General features: G+C 45.1%; 17 protein-coding genes. All 17 read right to left on the minus strand.

Annotated features, from left to right (window positions below; translation table 11 throughout):
* Positions 1-44 precede the first annotated feature (44 nt).
* The 17 genes from trxA to FXV78_RS02290 all read right to left on the minus strand — a co-directional run bounded on the left by trxA (position 45) and on the right by FXV78_RS02290 (position 15,157).
* Complete coding sequence (gene trxA, locus FXV78_RS02210) at positions 45-350, minus strand: thioredoxin (RefSeq protein WP_004843461.1); 306 nt, start codon at positions 348-350, stop codon at positions 45-47.
* 79 nt (positions 351-429) lie between these two features.
* On the minus strand, positions 430-1,086 hold the full coding sequence (locus FXV78_RS02215) for a Crp/Fnr family transcriptional regulator (protein ID WP_009244898.1): 657 nt from the start codon (positions 1,084-1,086) through the stop codon (positions 430-432).
* A gap of 15 nt (positions 1,087-1,101) precedes the next feature.
* Complete coding sequence (locus FXV78_RS02220; protein WP_004843463.1) at positions 1,102-3,159, minus strand: penicillin-binding transpeptidase domain-containing protein; 2,058 nt, start codon at positions 3,157-3,159, stop codon at positions 1,102-1,104.
* Positions 3,160-3,316: 157 nt separating this feature from the next.
* Positions 3,317-4,147 carry a hypothetical protein gene (locus tag FXV78_RS02225; RefSeq protein ID WP_004843464.1) on the minus strand — a complete coding sequence of 277 codons (831 nt, stop codon included), beginning with the start codon at positions 4,145-4,147 and terminating at the stop codon, positions 3,317-3,319.
* Complete coding sequence (locus FXV78_RS02230) at positions 4,132-4,881, minus strand: HAD family hydrolase (RefSeq protein WP_004843465.1); 750 nt, start codon at positions 4,879-4,881, stop codon at positions 4,132-4,134. The genes FXV78_RS02225 and FXV78_RS02230 overlap by 16 nt, the downstream gene beginning before the upstream one ends.
* A 12-nt stretch (positions 4,882-4,893) precedes the next feature.
* Positions 4,894-5,589, minus strand: a complete 696-nt coding sequence (locus FXV78_RS02235) for an L-ribulose-5-phosphate 4-epimerase (protein WP_039959843.1) — start codon at positions 5,587-5,589, stop codon at positions 4,894-4,896.
* 18 nt (positions 5,590-5,607) lie between these two features.
* Positions 5,608-6,654: a hypothetical protein gene (locus FXV78_RS02240; protein WP_172624241.1), complete on the minus strand. Its 1,047-nt coding sequence runs from the start codon at positions 6,652-6,654 to the stop codon at positions 5,608-5,610.
* A 23-nt stretch (positions 6,655-6,677) separates the two neighbouring features.
* Positions 6,678-7,523 carry an L-ribulose-5-phosphate 3-epimerase gene (locus FXV78_RS02245; RefSeq protein WP_004843468.1) on the minus strand — a complete coding sequence of 282 codons (846 nt, stop codon included), beginning with the start codon at positions 7,521-7,523 and terminating at the stop codon, positions 6,678-6,680.
* Positions 7,520-8,296 carry a DeoR/GlpR family DNA-binding transcription regulator gene (locus tag FXV78_RS02250; RefSeq protein WP_004843469.1) on the minus strand — a complete coding sequence of 259 codons (777 nt, stop codon included), beginning with the start codon at positions 8,294-8,296 and terminating at the stop codon, positions 7,520-7,522. The genes FXV78_RS02245 and FXV78_RS02250 overlap by 4 nt, the downstream gene beginning before the upstream one ends.
* Before the next feature lie 40 nt (positions 8,297-8,336).
* Positions 8,337-8,639: a PTS sugar transporter subunit IIB gene (locus FXV78_RS02255; protein ID WP_009244904.1), complete on the minus strand. Its 303-nt coding sequence runs from the start codon at positions 8,637-8,639 to the stop codon at positions 8,337-8,339.
* 68 nt (positions 8,640-8,707) lie between these two features.
* Positions 8,708-10,207: a PTS ascorbate transporter subunit IIC gene (locus FXV78_RS02260; RefSeq protein ID WP_004843471.1), complete on the minus strand. Its 1,500-nt coding sequence runs from the start codon at positions 10,205-10,207 to the stop codon at positions 8,708-8,710.
* A 57-nt stretch (positions 10,208-10,264) separates the two neighbouring features.
* Entirely contained in the window at positions 10,265-10,723 is a 459-nt protein-coding gene (locus tag FXV78_RS02265) for a PTS sugar transporter subunit IIA (protein WP_009244905.1), read from the minus strand.
* 18 nt (positions 10,724-10,741) lie between these two features.
* A complete protein-coding gene (gene ulaG / locus FXV78_RS02270; RefSeq protein ID WP_004843473.1) occupies positions 10,742-11,845 on the minus strand; it encodes an L-ascorbate 6-phosphate lactonase in 1,104 nt (367 codons plus the stop codon).
* Positions 11,846-12,107: 262 nt separating this feature from the next.
* Positions 12,108-13,076: an adenosine deaminase gene (add, locus tag FXV78_RS02275; RefSeq protein WP_004843474.1), complete on the minus strand. Its 969-nt coding sequence runs from the start codon at positions 13,074-13,076 to the stop codon at positions 12,108-12,110.
* 8 nt (positions 13,077-13,084) lie between these two features.
* A complete protein-coding gene (locus FXV78_RS02280) occupies positions 13,085-13,546 on the minus strand; it encodes a cytidine deaminase (protein WP_004843475.1) in 462 nt (153 codons plus the stop codon).
* Positions 13,547-13,575: 29 nt separating this feature from the next.
* Positions 13,576-14,412 (minus strand): purine-nucleoside phosphorylase, encoded by an 837-nt coding sequence (locus FXV78_RS02285; RefSeq protein ID WP_039959845.1) that lies wholly within the window; start codon positions 14,410-14,412, stop codon positions 13,576-13,578.
* Complete coding sequence (locus tag FXV78_RS02290) at positions 14,396-15,157, minus strand: Crp/Fnr family transcriptional regulator (protein WP_004843477.1); 762 nt, start codon at positions 15,155-15,157, stop codon at positions 14,396-14,398. The genes FXV78_RS02285 and FXV78_RS02290 overlap by 17 nt, the downstream gene beginning before the upstream one ends.
* Between the last annotated feature and the right edge of the window lie 31 nt (positions 15,158-15,188).

The following is a 15,188-nucleotide window of genomic DNA, read 5'->3' on the forward strand; positions in this document are numbered from 1 at the left end:
TCCATCAACTGCTTTCTTCTCCAATCATCATTCTTCTGTTGTTCTTACAGAAGCTCAATCACTCCACTCTTGGACAATGCACCGATATGCTTGTTCGCAATTTCTCCGTTTTTGATCACAAGCAGTGTCGGAATTGTCATGACTCCATATTTCTGTGCCAGTTCCATCTGCTCGTCCACATTAATCTTTCCGACTTTGATGTCATCTCTTTCCTCAGCCACTTCGTCCACGATCGGAGAAAGCATCTGGCATGGTCCGCACCAGTCTGCATAAAAATCTACCAGTACCGGTTTCTCTGATTTTAATACTTCCTGTTCAAAATTATCTTTTGTTAATTTTATAATTGCCATTTTATAAATCCTCCTTCAACTTTCATATGTTCTTAGTATACCACTTTTTTGTGTTTCTTCCGTGACAAAATCACATTTCTCATATTTTTTTCAGAGCTTTTGCATCCAGTACTTCTATATAGCCGCGGGATAATCTCACATACCCTTCTGTCTGAAACTGCTTGAGCAGTCTTGTGACGACTTCTCTTGCCGTTCCCATATCTCTTGCAAGTACATCGTGAGTAATAGAAAATTTCTCCTCTCCCGCCAGGGCCATATGTTCCAGGATTGCCCCGGCCAGACGAGACGCTGCATTAGAAAATACATACTGATTGAACAGCCACATCACATCGGAAAAGCGCTCAGATACCATCTCCATCGTGTAATCTTTCACTGCAGTGTTTGTATCATTCAGTTTCTTGTAAATTTCTTTCGGAATCGTATACAGTACTGTGTCCGATTCCATCATCATATCCAACGAAATATCCATTCCCTTTATCATACAGGACGCACTCAGGATACTGACATCTCCCTCCACCAGACGATACAATGTAATCTCTCCACCGCTCGGTGACGTAATATAGACACGGACCTGCCCTTCCTTTACAATCTGTACACCTGCGCAGTCCCCGCCATCGATGTGAAGCAGGACTCCTTTTTCATATTCTTCCAGTGCTGTATGGGTGAGCAGCATCTGTTTTTCCGTTTCTGTCAGGTCTTTCCAGAATGGCAGCACCTGACCGATCCATTCGTTCATAATTCCTCCGTTCATTTACTGCAGATAAGACACTGCAATATTGCGCACCTTCTGTGTCACATAACTGCTGCCGCCTTTTGTCTTTACATCTTCCACCATGCCGACCACTGCGATCTGGTTTGGCATATCTTCTGTTGTCTCACAGATAAACCAACCTCGCTCCACTCCTGTCGTATCATTCTGGCTTTCCTTAATCTCTGCAGTTCCTGTTTTTCCAAGCATCGTCACTCCATCGATCTTCGCACTGGCTCCTGTTCCACTCGGATTTTCAATTACCGAGAGCAGACTCTGTTTCACAGTCTGTGCTGTCTGTGCACTGACTGCCTGCTCTTTCCAGATTTTTGCAGCAGCGTTTTCTTCATATTTCAAAACTGGCTGAATCATGTTTCCATCATTAACAAACATGGAATACATAGACAGCAGATGGAGCGGATTAACCAGCACCTGTCCCTGCCCGTATCCGGTATCGGCAAGCTGAATTTCCGAATCAATCTTTCCGTCATCATCAAACGTAGATGCCTGCATGGTAAGATCAAATGGAAGTTCTTCTTCAAATCCAAAGGATTTTAATTTTTCTTCCATCGTATCCGCCCCGATTTTCAATGCTTCCCGTGCAAAATAGATATTGTCCGAATATGTCATGGCATTGACCAGATTGACCGTTTCACCGTAATCTGTCAGCGTAGTTACATGATAATCTCCCCAGCTTGCATCTTTCTGCCAGGAAAGCCCTACATATCCTAGATTCTCATCCGGATTGATAATTCCTGCATCCACTCCGACCGCTGCTGTGATTCCCTTAAATGTAGATCCCGGAACCCAGGTGTTGACAAACCGGTTCATCAATGGATTGGATGCATCTTCATTCAGCGCATTCCATCTTGCATCTGACATCCCCAGCACAAATTCATTTGGATCATATCCCGGTGTGCTCACCAATGCCAGCACCTCTCCGGTTTTAGGATTCATGGCTGCCGCCGTTCCCGGATCCTGTGCAAACTGATCATATGCCGTCTTCTGCACCTCGGCATCAATGGTCACACGCACGTCTTTTCCATTCTGTGCCGGCTGATATGCCAGCGTCTCGATCGTATTTCCCGTTTCGTCTGCAATAATGATCCGTGTGCCGTCCACCGGACGAAGCTCTTCCTCATAAGCCTGCTCCAGGCCTGATCTTCCGATCACACTGTTTGCGTGATATCCTTTATTTTCCAGTTTTTCCAGATCTTCCGCTGTCACCGCCTGCACATAACCAGTCAGATGCCCTGCCGCAGCGCCAAGCGGATACACGCGATCCTGGGAATCATTTAACATCACTCCGGGAATCGTCAGAAGCTGTGCTTCTTTCTCTTCATTTCCCTTTGCAATCTTCTTGATCGGCACAAAAGAATCATCCTGTACATAGGATGCCCCCAGTGCGTTCTGAATCGCCTCTTCTGAAACTTCCAGCATCTGTGCCAGCTTCTTGATTGCTTCCGCTTTTGCTGCATCATCTCCCATTTTCCCCGGCACCAGGCCAACTTCCAGAACTGTTCCATTCCCTGCTAACACTACACCGTTTCTGTCATAAATCGTTCCACGATCGGCACTTTCTGTCTGAATCTGCACTTTATACGAATCCTGAAGGTTGGGAAAGATGATTGTAGAATCCCAGTCAATCTTATACTCTCCATCCTCTTTTTGCAGCGTCATCTCATTATCAAAAGAAATCTCCTCCGCACTGGTTTGCATCGTTTCTGAATATTTTACTGTCACCGGACTCCCTTTGAGTTTCTCCCTTTCCGAGAGCGAAATCTTAATATCTTTTGCCTCGATTCCCTCATAAATATTCTGATTGCGCTCTGTAAATTCTTTTTCTGACACCGTCTCTCTGGTTCTCTCACTTAGCATGGCATACATCTTATCATATTGTCCTTTTTCTACAAGCGCAAAATAATTTTTCACCGTTTCCTGCGGTGTTGCCGTATTTATCAACAGTTTCCATGCCAGAATTCCTCCCCCTGCGAGAATCACAACCGCTCCTGCTGCAATACCACCGATCAAAAATCCTTTTTTATTTTTTCTTTTCTTCATACTGCCTCCAAATATCAATCCTGGATTACAAATAAGCAAAAACACCTTACATGTGGTTTGTTCCAATCATACCACATACAAGGTGTTTTGACACTAGAAAGTTCATTTCTCTTATTCAAATGTAGTCCATATATTACTGTGAACAGTAATCTCCGCATCACAGAATTCCCAGCACATCCAGTGTACTGATCGCTCCGATCGCAGAAATCAGGATCAGTATAATCCCTCCTGTCAGCATGGAAAGTTTCGGTCCTCTTTCCAGAATACGTCCGCTCTCCAAATCCCGATACAATGTAATTTCTTTGCCCTTTTTATAATTGACCGGGGAACTGGAATTATAGCGGCTGCGCATTCTTCTCTCTTTTCCATCCAATGTATATGTCAGGATCGGGTAGTACGATGCGGCCGGTGTAGACCACTTTTTCTTCTGTCCATTCTGCCATTTTAAGACATCTGTAAGAACTGCTTTGATTTCTTCGGTATTTCTTTTTTTGTCTTTTCCATATGATGCACACAGCGCTGCACCTGTAAGGAACATCAATGCTGCCAGAATTGCTGAAACATAGGCGTCTCCATATTGTTTCTGGACAAAAGGCATGGAAATAATCAAAATTCCCGCTCCGATCAAAATCCACGGACCGAATACAGCAGACTTTTCATTCTCTACAATCCGCAGCTGTCCGCCCCGCTCATTGTCCTTGAGGATCCTGACTTCTTCCCCTTCCTGAAACTCATCCACACTCTTGACAGTGGCCTGCTGACGGTGACCATTTTCCACATATTCGATCCTCGTCTCATAATAATTCTGAATCAGAAATCCTTCTTCATCCCGCTTTTCCACATGACTGATCCGAAGAATCTTCCCTGTTCTCTGTGCTTTTTGCTTCTTCATCCGGATACTGCGTCTCAGCCCGCTGGTTCCTGTCACCAGAAGTGCAGCTCCGATCACTACCAGAAATACCGCCTGTATCGTCAATCCTCCAAACATCTCTTTTGCCCTCTTCCTCTCTGAACATATGGCTGCAGCAATTCGATGCACTGCGAAAACTGCCGCATCACCGGAATGTTCTCCTGCGCTGCTTTTTGCTGCTCTTCTTCCGAAAGTTCTGCTTTATGATACCAGATGACCTGCATTCCCGCCTGTTTTGCCCCCTCTATATCATGCCGCAGACTGTCCCCTATAAAAACACAGTCTTCAGGCAGCACCTCTGCTTTTTCTCTGCACAGAGAAAAAATTCGGTAGTCCGGCTTTTCCACACCTGCTTCTTCACTGGTAACAACACCATCGATCCATCTGGTGATTCCGAGCTTTTCTATTTTCTGATATTGGATCTCTGCTGTCATATTCGTACAGATCCCCACATACACGCCCTGTTCCTTCAGCTGCTTCATCACCAGAGAGACCCCTTCTTCCAACGTCATCTGTTTCATCAGTGTATCCCAGTACAGCCTGTACATCTTGTATGCATGCGGAAAAAGCGGCTTTTTCAACATCTCCAGCATACACTGATACCGGATCAGACGATTATGCACTGCCGCACATTCTCTTCCGATCCGCTCCTCTGCCACAACATACGCTTTCGCAAGCTGCCTGTCATATACAGCTCCTGAAATCGACAGATTCTGCAGGCAGTACTCACGTACCGCTTCTTTTGCCAGAATATCTGCCGTTGTATAATCATACAGTGTATCGTCAAGGTCGAAAAAAAACGCTTTTACCATATCTGTTTCCTCTTATTTCTGTCCGTAGTAGGCATTCGCACCATGTTTTCTGTAATAGTGCTTGTCCTGTAATTCCTGCGGCGCAGGCTTCACATCCGGATTGATGATCTCACAGCGTGCCGCCATCTTTGCAACCTCTTCTGCCACTACCGCATTATGAACTGCTTCGTGCGCATCCTTGCCCCATGTAAATACACCGTGATTCTTGCAGAGGACTGCCGGCACCGCCAGATAATCCTTTGCTTTTCTCTCAAATTCATCTGCGATCAGAACACCGGTATTCTTCTCATATGCTTCTTCGATTTCTTCCTTTGTCAGATTCCGCACACATGGAATCTCTCCGTAAATATAGTCCGCGTGCGTTGTTCCATAACATGGAATATCTCTTCCTGCCTGTGCCCAGCTGGTTGCCCATGTGGAATGTGTATGAACCACTCCGCCAATCTTCGGAAACCGGTTGTAAAGAACCACATGTGTCGGCGTATCAGAAGACGGATTGTATCTTCCCTCCACTTTATTTCCATTCAGATCTGCCACAACCATATCATCCGGAGTCAGTTTGTCATATTCTACACCGCTTGGCTTGATCACAAACAATCCGCTCTCTCGGTCGATCCCGCTGACATTTCCCCAGGTAAAAGTGACAAGTCCGTATTTTGGAAGCAGCATATTCGCCTCATACACTTCTTTTTTTAACTGTTCCAGCATTTTGCATTTCCTCCCCATCTACTTTTCAAACGTATACATTGCAACTTCATCGATCTCACGGTTCGTAGAAATAAGAACCTCTTCTGTGCCCCGTTCATACTTGAACACATTGGCCGGTCCGCAGTCCCGATCCAGAATCTCAACCTGATACTGCCCTTTTTCCTGCTCCCAGGTAAAGAGAAGAAGGTTTCTCTCTCCTTTTCTGTGTCCGATGATCACTGCCGGCTTGCCAAGCAGTGTCCCGCCATAGATCGCATGTGCAAAATCTGCAGTATCATAAGTATATACCTTCTTGTAGTCTCCATCAATCTTTTTATAGAAATAAATATGTTCCCCATGGAATGGAGAGATCAAAATCAGTTCCTTTTCTCCATCCTGATCCAGATCTACTAGTACAGCATCACTTGCTGCCTCATCCACCAGTTTTTCCACTGTCCAGTCCTGTTCTTCTGATTCCGGCGGTGTAAAACGGTATACACCATCGTCACAGGAAATCAGACACTGCTCCACACCATCTTCTGTCACCTTGTAATATCCATGATTCTTCAGCATATTCTCCCGGATCACCTGCAGACTCAGCTGATGCTCCTCATCAAATCCACTCAGATCATCCGGAAGCACTGCCGCATAAACCTTGCCGGGCATAGACCAGTCATCCTTATATTCATGTCCGGATTTCAGTGCACACGCGATGAGATAATTCACACCGTTTCTTGTCACAATATCAAACCGATGTACGTGCGGAAGATCGACCAGCGTACGGATTTCCCAGATTCCGTCTGGTCCCGGCGATGCAATGATGATCTTTGCCTCCTTGGAATCATTCGGAGAGTAGAATTTGTGCGTTGCCAGAAAAACACCATCACTTCCCGGAACCTGCACCATACTCATGACTCCTCCCGGACCTTCCCATACTGTCTCTTCCTGATTGCCCTCCAGATCAAACAGATAACATGGATCCTGCTTTTCTGCCGCTACCAGAATATGTCTCTTTCCCTGATATGTAAGCGGTGCAATCGAATAACATTTTGTAAGATTTGATATGACTTTTTTACTCACTTTCATGACCTGATCTTCCCTCTCTTTCATTATACGGTCTGCCTGTCCAGAATCTCTGTCATCATCTTCACAGCAAAATCAATATCTTCTTTCCACGCCGGACTGCCTGTATACCAGAATTCCGTCACATAGCGACGCACGCCCAGTTCCCAGGCTTTGCGGATACTGGATTCAAAATCTACATGTCCGGTTCCAAACGGAATCTCCCGAAACTTGCCCTGAACTGTTTCCTTCAGATGCATGGCTGCCAGCCTTCCTCTTCCGGTCTCCAGATCCTTAAGTACATCTCCGCCCTCTGCCTTTGCGGCATTGGTGATATTGCCGAGATCCGGATACACATTCAGATACAGCGAATCAACGAGATTTACATATTTCATGGATTTTTGAACGGTATTCATAAACGGAGTCTCCATTGTCTCGAATCCAAGGACAATGCCCTTTGCCGCTGCCATCTCAACTGCTTTTTTCAGATTCTTGGCAAACCGTTTTCTGGTCTCTTCACTGCCCTCTTCATAATATACATCATACCCTGCCAGCTGAATGATACGGATTCCGAGATCCTCTGCCAGTTCAAGTGCTTTCTCCATAATCTCCATACCACGACCGGAAACTTCCGGCTGGCTGCTTCCCAACGGATATTTTCGATGTCCGCTCAGGCACATTGTACGGATTGGCATTCCCGTCTCATACATCAGACGGACCAGTTCCAGACGCTCTTGTTTTCCCATGTCAAGACGTTTCAGCTTTTCTTCTGTCTCATCAATACTGATCTCTATAAAATCATAGCCCGCAGCTTTTGCTGTCTCCATCTTTTCCTTCCAGCTTAATTCTGCCGACATTGCTTTCTCATATATTCCTAAGGTATATGGTTTCATATTTCAAAATCTCCTTTGTGTACCTGATGAATCAAAACGCCCGCACTGCGCAGTTCATCCAGTACATCCTGAGGTGCTTTTTCATCTGTGATCAAATGCTTGATTCCCTGGATCGGCGAACTTGTAAAGCTGCTGTTTTTTCCGATTTTTGTATGATCTGCCAGAAGATATACATCCTCTGTCACATTCTGGATCATCACCTCATTTACTTTTACTTCCGCCGCAATCTCCGTTGTCATTCCGGAAAGCATAGAAATTCCGGAACACCCCATAAACGCTTTCTTCGGGAATACATTCTGTACACTTCGGATTGCAAAATCGCCGACCATGGCATCTTTGGGATGCCGTAGTTCTCCTCCGGTCAGAATAATACTGATTCCATCATAATATTCTCTGCCGATTGCTTTTCCATTGTTCGTGATCACAGTCACATTGCGACACTGGATATAATCCAGCATCTGCAATGCGTTGCGGCTTGTATTGATGAAGAGAGAATCGCCGTCTTCTACCAGTCCTGCCGCATACCTCGCGATCAGCTTACGGTACATCTGCACTTCATTTTTCTCCGCAGTCTCCCGGTCTGCCACCTGGGCGCCTCCGTAAAATCTGACCAACAGCTTCTGCTCTTCCAGATACTGCAGATCTCTGCGGATCGTAATCAAAGAAACTCCCATCCGCTTTGCCAGTTCATCCACCCGTACGGTTGGATTTTCACGCAACAGCTCCAGAATACTCTTCCTTCTTGCATCTACATATGCTTTTTCTCTCTTCATCTTCCTCACCTCACTTCTTTTCTGCTGTCTTTCAACAAATCTACAGAATTCCGTTCTCTTTTAATTTTGTCTCGATTTCAGGAGCTGACATCACATTTTTCAGCGGAATTACAACTACACCCTTTGCTTTTGCATCTTCAAACATATTTGCAAAATTCTGTGCACACACAAGTACATCGTACTGAACTGCACTGCTCTTTCCTTCTGAGAGCGGACAATGATGTACCTTGCCAGGTTTGATGTTATTCTTTTTCAGAACCTTCTCAAGTGCCATCTGAGCCATCAGGCTGGAACCGGAACCATTTGCGCAGCATACTAAAAATTTCAAATTCTGATTTGTCATTGTGAATCTCTCCTTTGCTCTTTTTCTTAATTATATGACGATATGATGTTTCTTTCAATTATTTCAGGCTATTCTGCCCGAGCCTTTTTCGCTTTCAGTTCTTTATAAGCCTCGTAATCTTCTGTCATCAGGAAATATCCTTCTTTATCCTTGCGGTACTGAATCTGTGGAATTGCCAACAGAGCAATAAATACGATCGCAATACCTGCGTAGCTTAAGTACTTCATCACAACTGTAAATACCGGCCATACCACTGCCCAGTCCCACATACCTAAGTATCCGCCGTATGCAGCCATTCCAACCCATCCTGCAATGAGCGCTGAACCAAATACTTGGCAGAGACCGGAAATAAACGGAAGGATCAATGTTGCCTTCAAACCGCCTTTTTCATTGACAAATACACCAATGGTCGCATTGTCGAAGAATACCGGAACGAATCCGCAGATTACAAGTACCGGGCTCTTTAACAGTACCAGTGTTGCAATTGCAACGATCTGTCCGATGAAACCTGCCAAAAATCCAAGTGTCACTGCGTTTGGAGCTCCGAATCCGAAGATTACCGCACAGTCCACACCAGGAACAGATCCAGGAAGCAGTTTGTCTGCGATTCCCTGGAAGGATGCTGTCAGCTCAGCAACGAAAGTACGAACCCCAAGCTGAAGGATTGCCAGATATACTGCAAAGTACAGACAAGTCTGGATCACATAGAATACCATGCTCTGTCCTTCCTGCATAAATCCGCCTTCGATCAGATAATCTCTTCCAAGTACACACAGGATTGCTCCAAAGAATGCCAGCATCAAAATAGACGCGGAAACCATATTGTCATTGAACATAGACATGAATCCTGGAAGCTCGATATCTTCGATTCTTTTTACTTTTTTGCCTTTATTTTTCTTATTCTCATTACCAAACAGTTTTCCTGCCAGCCAGTAGAAAAATGCAACCCCAAACATCTGCTGATGCGCCAAACAGAAACCTGCTCCATCTGTTACCTCCTGACAAGGTTTGATCGTCAGGTTCGAACCAACTGCCCAATACGCTCCAAGAAGCAATGCCATAACGATCAGCATTCCGACTCTATTTGTCAGAAGCGCCGGACAGGCAAACATAATCAGCCAGTAAGCAGTCGCTGCCTGCTGTACCTGTACATTACCTGTAGTAAAAAGTGCACGCATCTTTGTGTACTTTGTAAAGCGTACCAGAAGAATGTTGACAATAAATGCAATAAACAGAAGAATCATAGCATCTCCAAAGCCTTTTCCAAATACCTCTTCTACACCTACTGTTACTGCATTCTGTCCAAAATATGGATCAATCACCATCGCATCCATATTAAATCGGTCTTTGAGTCCTACCAGCACCGGCCGGAAGTTATTTGTCAGTCCACCGGAACCAACTGTCAAGATCAGATATCCTACAATTGCTTTGAGTGTACCGCCAAGAGTATCATACCACGGTTTTCCCAGAAGTATATAACCTACCATAACGATCAAACCAATCATAAACGCCGGCTGCTGAAGAATATTTGTCGCAAAATACGACCATACAGTCATTAATATATCCATTTGTTCACCCCTGTATCTATGCTTTCTTTTTTACCTCTCGTTTCCTTTGCCGTTTCCTTATGCGTCCAGATATTTTTCCTGGAGTTTTAAAAGATCTTCTTCGGTTTCGACATCGGCAAGTTCCTCAACCAATTCTTCATTCATCAGCATTTCGGAAAGTCTGCTCATATTCTGAAGATGCTGCTCATTATTGCAGGCAGCCAATGTAAAGAATAGCTGTGCATCCAATTCCGGATTGCCTTCTTCGAAGCTCACCGGTTTTTTCAGTTTCATAAACGCAATCTCTGTTTTATGCACTCCTTTTGCACCCTCCTGAGAATGCGGCATCGCAATGTTCGGCGCGATCACAATATAAGGTCCATATTTTTCCACACATGCGATAATATCTTCTTTATAATTTTCTTCTATTGTTCCATCTGCCTCCAGCACTTCACAGCTCATCCGGATGGCCTCCCGCCAATCCGGTGCACTGTCTGCAAACTTTACATGTTTTTTCTCTACAAATTCTCTCAGCATCACTTCCACCTCCGGCAATTACAGAAGAGAACGGAATGGAATATTCTGTGGTGCTTCAAAGCAGTCCTCGAAACCTCTTCTGTGATGATATGCTCTTTTCTCCTTGTCTGTCGGATAAACGTATTTTCCTCCGACCTCCCAGACGAATGGATGAAACTCATATCCGAGACGATCTTTTTTCATATGATAGAGAACGTTGATCTCGTTGACATCTGCCATGAAGTTCGTCCATACATCATAGTGAATCGGGACAACAACTTTACAGCGAAGTGCTTCTGCCATACGGAGAATATCTACAGAAGTCATCTTGTCCTGCATACCTACCGGATTCTCTCCGTAGGATCCGAATGCCACATCAATGTCATAATCTTTTCCATGTTTTGCAAAGTAGATTGAGTAGTGAGAATCTCCACTGTGGTAAATATTTCCTCCCGGTGTCTTGATCAGGTAATTGACTGCCTTATCATCCATATCTGTCGGGCATTTTCCTGTCAATTCTTCTCTGTCCTCTCCTTGAGAATCTGTTGTCACAATACAGGTACGGTCAAAGGAATCCAACGCGATAATCTCAATGTCTTTAATCTTGATGCTGTCTCCCGGTCTCACCGTAATACACCGGTCTGCCGGAACTCCCCATTTCTCCCAGAGCTCTACGGATTTTTTCGGCCCGATAAACGGAACCGGAATTTCTTTTCCATTCTCATCTGTTGTCATCATACCGCTCTTGATCACGTGGGCTGCATATTCCGCACTCATGTGATCCTGATGATAATGTGTTGCAAGCACAGCATCCACACCTTTGATTGCAAATGGATCGATTACAAATGGAACGGCTCTTAAGTTCGGCTGCATTGCTCTCGCACCACACATATTCGCCATCTGATGGCCAACCTTCATCTTTCCGTCTCCGTGAGATCTCTTTCCATTTCCGCACCAGAGATCCACGGTGATGTTGCATCCTCCCGGAGTCTTGAACCACATTCCGGTGCATCCAAGCCACCACATTGCAACGGTTCCCGGCTTTACTTCTTCATTCTCAATCTCTTCATTCAGCCAGGTTCCCCACTCCGGAAATGTACTCATGATCCAATTTTCTCTTGTGATTTCATCAATCTTGCTCACGTTGCTTCCTCCTTCGTTTTACGATTGTTTTTTGTTTCGTTATATGCATATTAGCATCTTTTATGATTTTTTACAACGTACTTATATGTTCGTTTATCATTTATATGTTCATTTATTTGTTTTCTATGATTTAAACAATTTTTGTTCTCTATTTTTATGCACTTTTTACCATAAATTCCTCTTATACAACAGTTTTTTCATCGTCTGCAATACAAAAAACAGAGACCATATTCTCAAACCCTGAATATGATCTCTGTTACTCTTATAATTCCATCGCCTTCCACAACTGTGCTTTCACTTCATCAGACGCAAACGCCACCTCAATGGCATTTTTTGTCATCTGCACTTCTTGTTCTCTGGTCACTGCATACTGTTCTCTGAGAAACGCAAACTCTTTTTCCAGCGTTGTCTGGCTGACCATCCGATTATCCGTATTGATCGTAACAAGAAGGTTCTCCCGCAAAAACTCCTGGATGGGATAATCCGCAGGATCCTTTACCGCTTTTGTCTGCATATTGCTGAGCGGACACATCTCGATTCCAATGTGTCTGTCTCTGCAGATCCGGATTGCTTCTTTCTGCCCGCGAAGCGCAATTCCATGGCCCACTCTGGAAGCACCGCACTGCACTGCATCCAGAATATTCTGCACACTGCCGCACTCACCTGCATGAAGTGTGAACGGCATCTCCATCCGTTTTACTTCCGCAAACAGGTTCATAAACTGCGACATCGGAAATGCCGCTTCATTTCCTGCCAGATCCGCTGCACAGACACCGTTTCCAAGAAACTCTCTCGCAGCTTTTAACATCTGTAGATTTGCCTCTTCCTTCTCATGGCGCATGGCACACACAATCACACCATAATCAATGTCAAATTCCTTCTTGCCCTGCTCCATTCCCCGCAGTACAGACTCAATGACCTGCTCTGTAGACAGACCTCTCTGTCCGGAAAAAAGCGGTGCAAACCGTGCCTCGATATAATCGACCTGGTCTGATGCGGCACTTTTCATCAAATCATAACCGGCTCGCTCAAGCCCCTTTTCTGTCTGCAGACATTCCAGCGGAATCTCAAATTTCTCCAGATATTCTGCCAGACTCTGACAATCCATATCTGCCTGCAGCTCTTCCAGTTTTACACTTCTTCCCAGAAGTTCTTCAATACATCCCTGACTTAAGGATCCATCCAGATGACAGTGCAGATCCAGCCTGGGAAGTCTGTTTTTTCCCGTCATACGCGTTTTCACTCCTCTTCTCTCAAATTTGCCGGTCCAAATCCAAACGGCAGTATCTCTTCCAGTGTTTTTGCAAAACATCCACCGTTTCCGTCCTCCAGAACGATCTGAAATTCTTTTGGGTCACAAAATTCCATCATCACCTGACGGCATACTCCACAAGGCGCACAAAGTTCTCCTTTTTTACTCCCTTTCGGACCTCCGACGATCGCAATCGCCCGAAATTCTTTCACGCCCTCTGACACTGCCTGAAAAAGCGCAGTTCTTTCTGCACAGTTTGTAGCACTGTATGCCGCATTTTCGATATTACATCCTAGATAAACCGTTCCGTTTTCTGCCAGAAGGGCAGCGCCTACCTGAAATCCGGAGTAAGGAGAGTATGATCTCTCTTTTCCCTCATATGCCAGACGGATCAATTCCTCTTTTGCTTTTCCATCCAGATCTGTTCCAAATTTAAATTCTTTTTTCATTGCGCACTCTCCTTGCACTGCTGCACATCCTACGCCAGAGTTTCTCCAATCAGACGAATCGATTCTGTGACAAGACGCTTAAAGTCCTCTGCCACTCTGTCTGCAGTCTCCTGTACTTCTTTGTGATCCAGCTTCTGCGTGGACATTCCTGCTGCCAGATTCGTGATACAGGAAATTCCGCACACCTTCATTCCCATATGTCTTGCTGCCATAGCTTCACATGCTGTGCTCATTCCGGCCGCATCTCCTCCCAGTGTTCTGCACATTCTGATCTCTGCCGGTGTCTCATAGCTTGGACCTGTAAACTGCATATAAACACCTTCCTTAAGAGCAACACCTGTGTTTGTCCCGGCTTTGCGGATCACATCCTGCAATTCTTTGTTATACACTTCACTCATATCCGGAAAACGAACGCCCAGTTCTTCGATATTCGATCCGATCAGAGGGCTCGGAACCGCTGTCGTAATCTGATCTGTGATCAGCATCAGATCTCCCGGATGAAAGTCAAAATTCACACCTCCTGCTGCGTTGGTCAGCATCACGATTTTTGCTCCCAGCATTCCCATCAGACGTACCGGAAGTACCACATCCTGCATCGGGTATCCCTCATAGAAATGCACTCTTCCCTGCATTGCCACAACCGGGACACCTTCTACATAACCAAATAAAAATCTTCCCTTGTGTCCGGCCACGGTAGACACCGGAAATCCTTCAATCTCAGTGTATTCCATCGTCTCTTCCACCTGCATGGTCTCTGCATAGTCTCCCAGACCGGATCCTAAGATCAATGCCACCTTCGGCTGAAATTTAATTTTACTTTTCACTGCATCTGCGCATTTTACTAATTTTTCATAAATCTGGTTCATCATTTCGACCCCTTTCTATCAATGGCTCAATTAATTTGGATACCAGTGCATGAAGCTGCTCATATTGCCCTTCATCAATATAAAATGTTTTTCCGCTACGGCTGATCAGCCCCTGCTCTTCAAACTTTTTTACCGCACGGTTCACGGTCTTTACACTTAAGCCCGAATATTCTGCCAGTTCCTGTCTTGTATTGGTAAATGTTAATTTTCCGTTTTTTGCATATTTTTTATATCTGTGTTCAAAAAGAACCGCCACCCGGTCTGTCCCCGGCACAAACATATAGGTCCGGCTGGTCACTCCCTGCTCATACAGATAATGTCCCATGATCTTGGCTTCCTGCTTCAGCGCACGGATATCTGTGCGAAGCCACCTTGCATAGACATCGGCCGGAATGCGGATCGACGTACACGGTGTGATCGTCTGCAGGGTTGCCTGATACGTATCCAGATCCATGATCAGCTCCATCCCGCCCATGGCATTGATCCCGTCAAACTGCATAAAGTCATAGGCAATGCCGTATACCCGGTAGTCTGTGATTTTAAACATCCCCCTCACAATAATGTGTACGGTATCTACTGGCTGATTTTCTCTGATAAATACAACATTTTTATCCAGTTCCACCACACGGAAAGAATCCAGCAGCCAATCTGGAGCATCCTGAAAAAACTGTTCAACCTCTTCCCGTCGTTCTTTTTTCAGCTCCCGCATAATAGGGAGCACTTGATATAGACGATCTGTTCCCATACATCCCCTTCCTTTGTATCTGGTAAATAGT

The sequence above is a fragment of the Mediterraneibacter gnavus ATCC 29149 genome, assembly GCF_008121495.1.
In the GTDB taxonomy this organism is placed as follows: Bacteria; Bacillota; Clostridia; order Lachnospirales; family Lachnospiraceae; genus Mediterraneibacter; species Mediterraneibacter gnavus.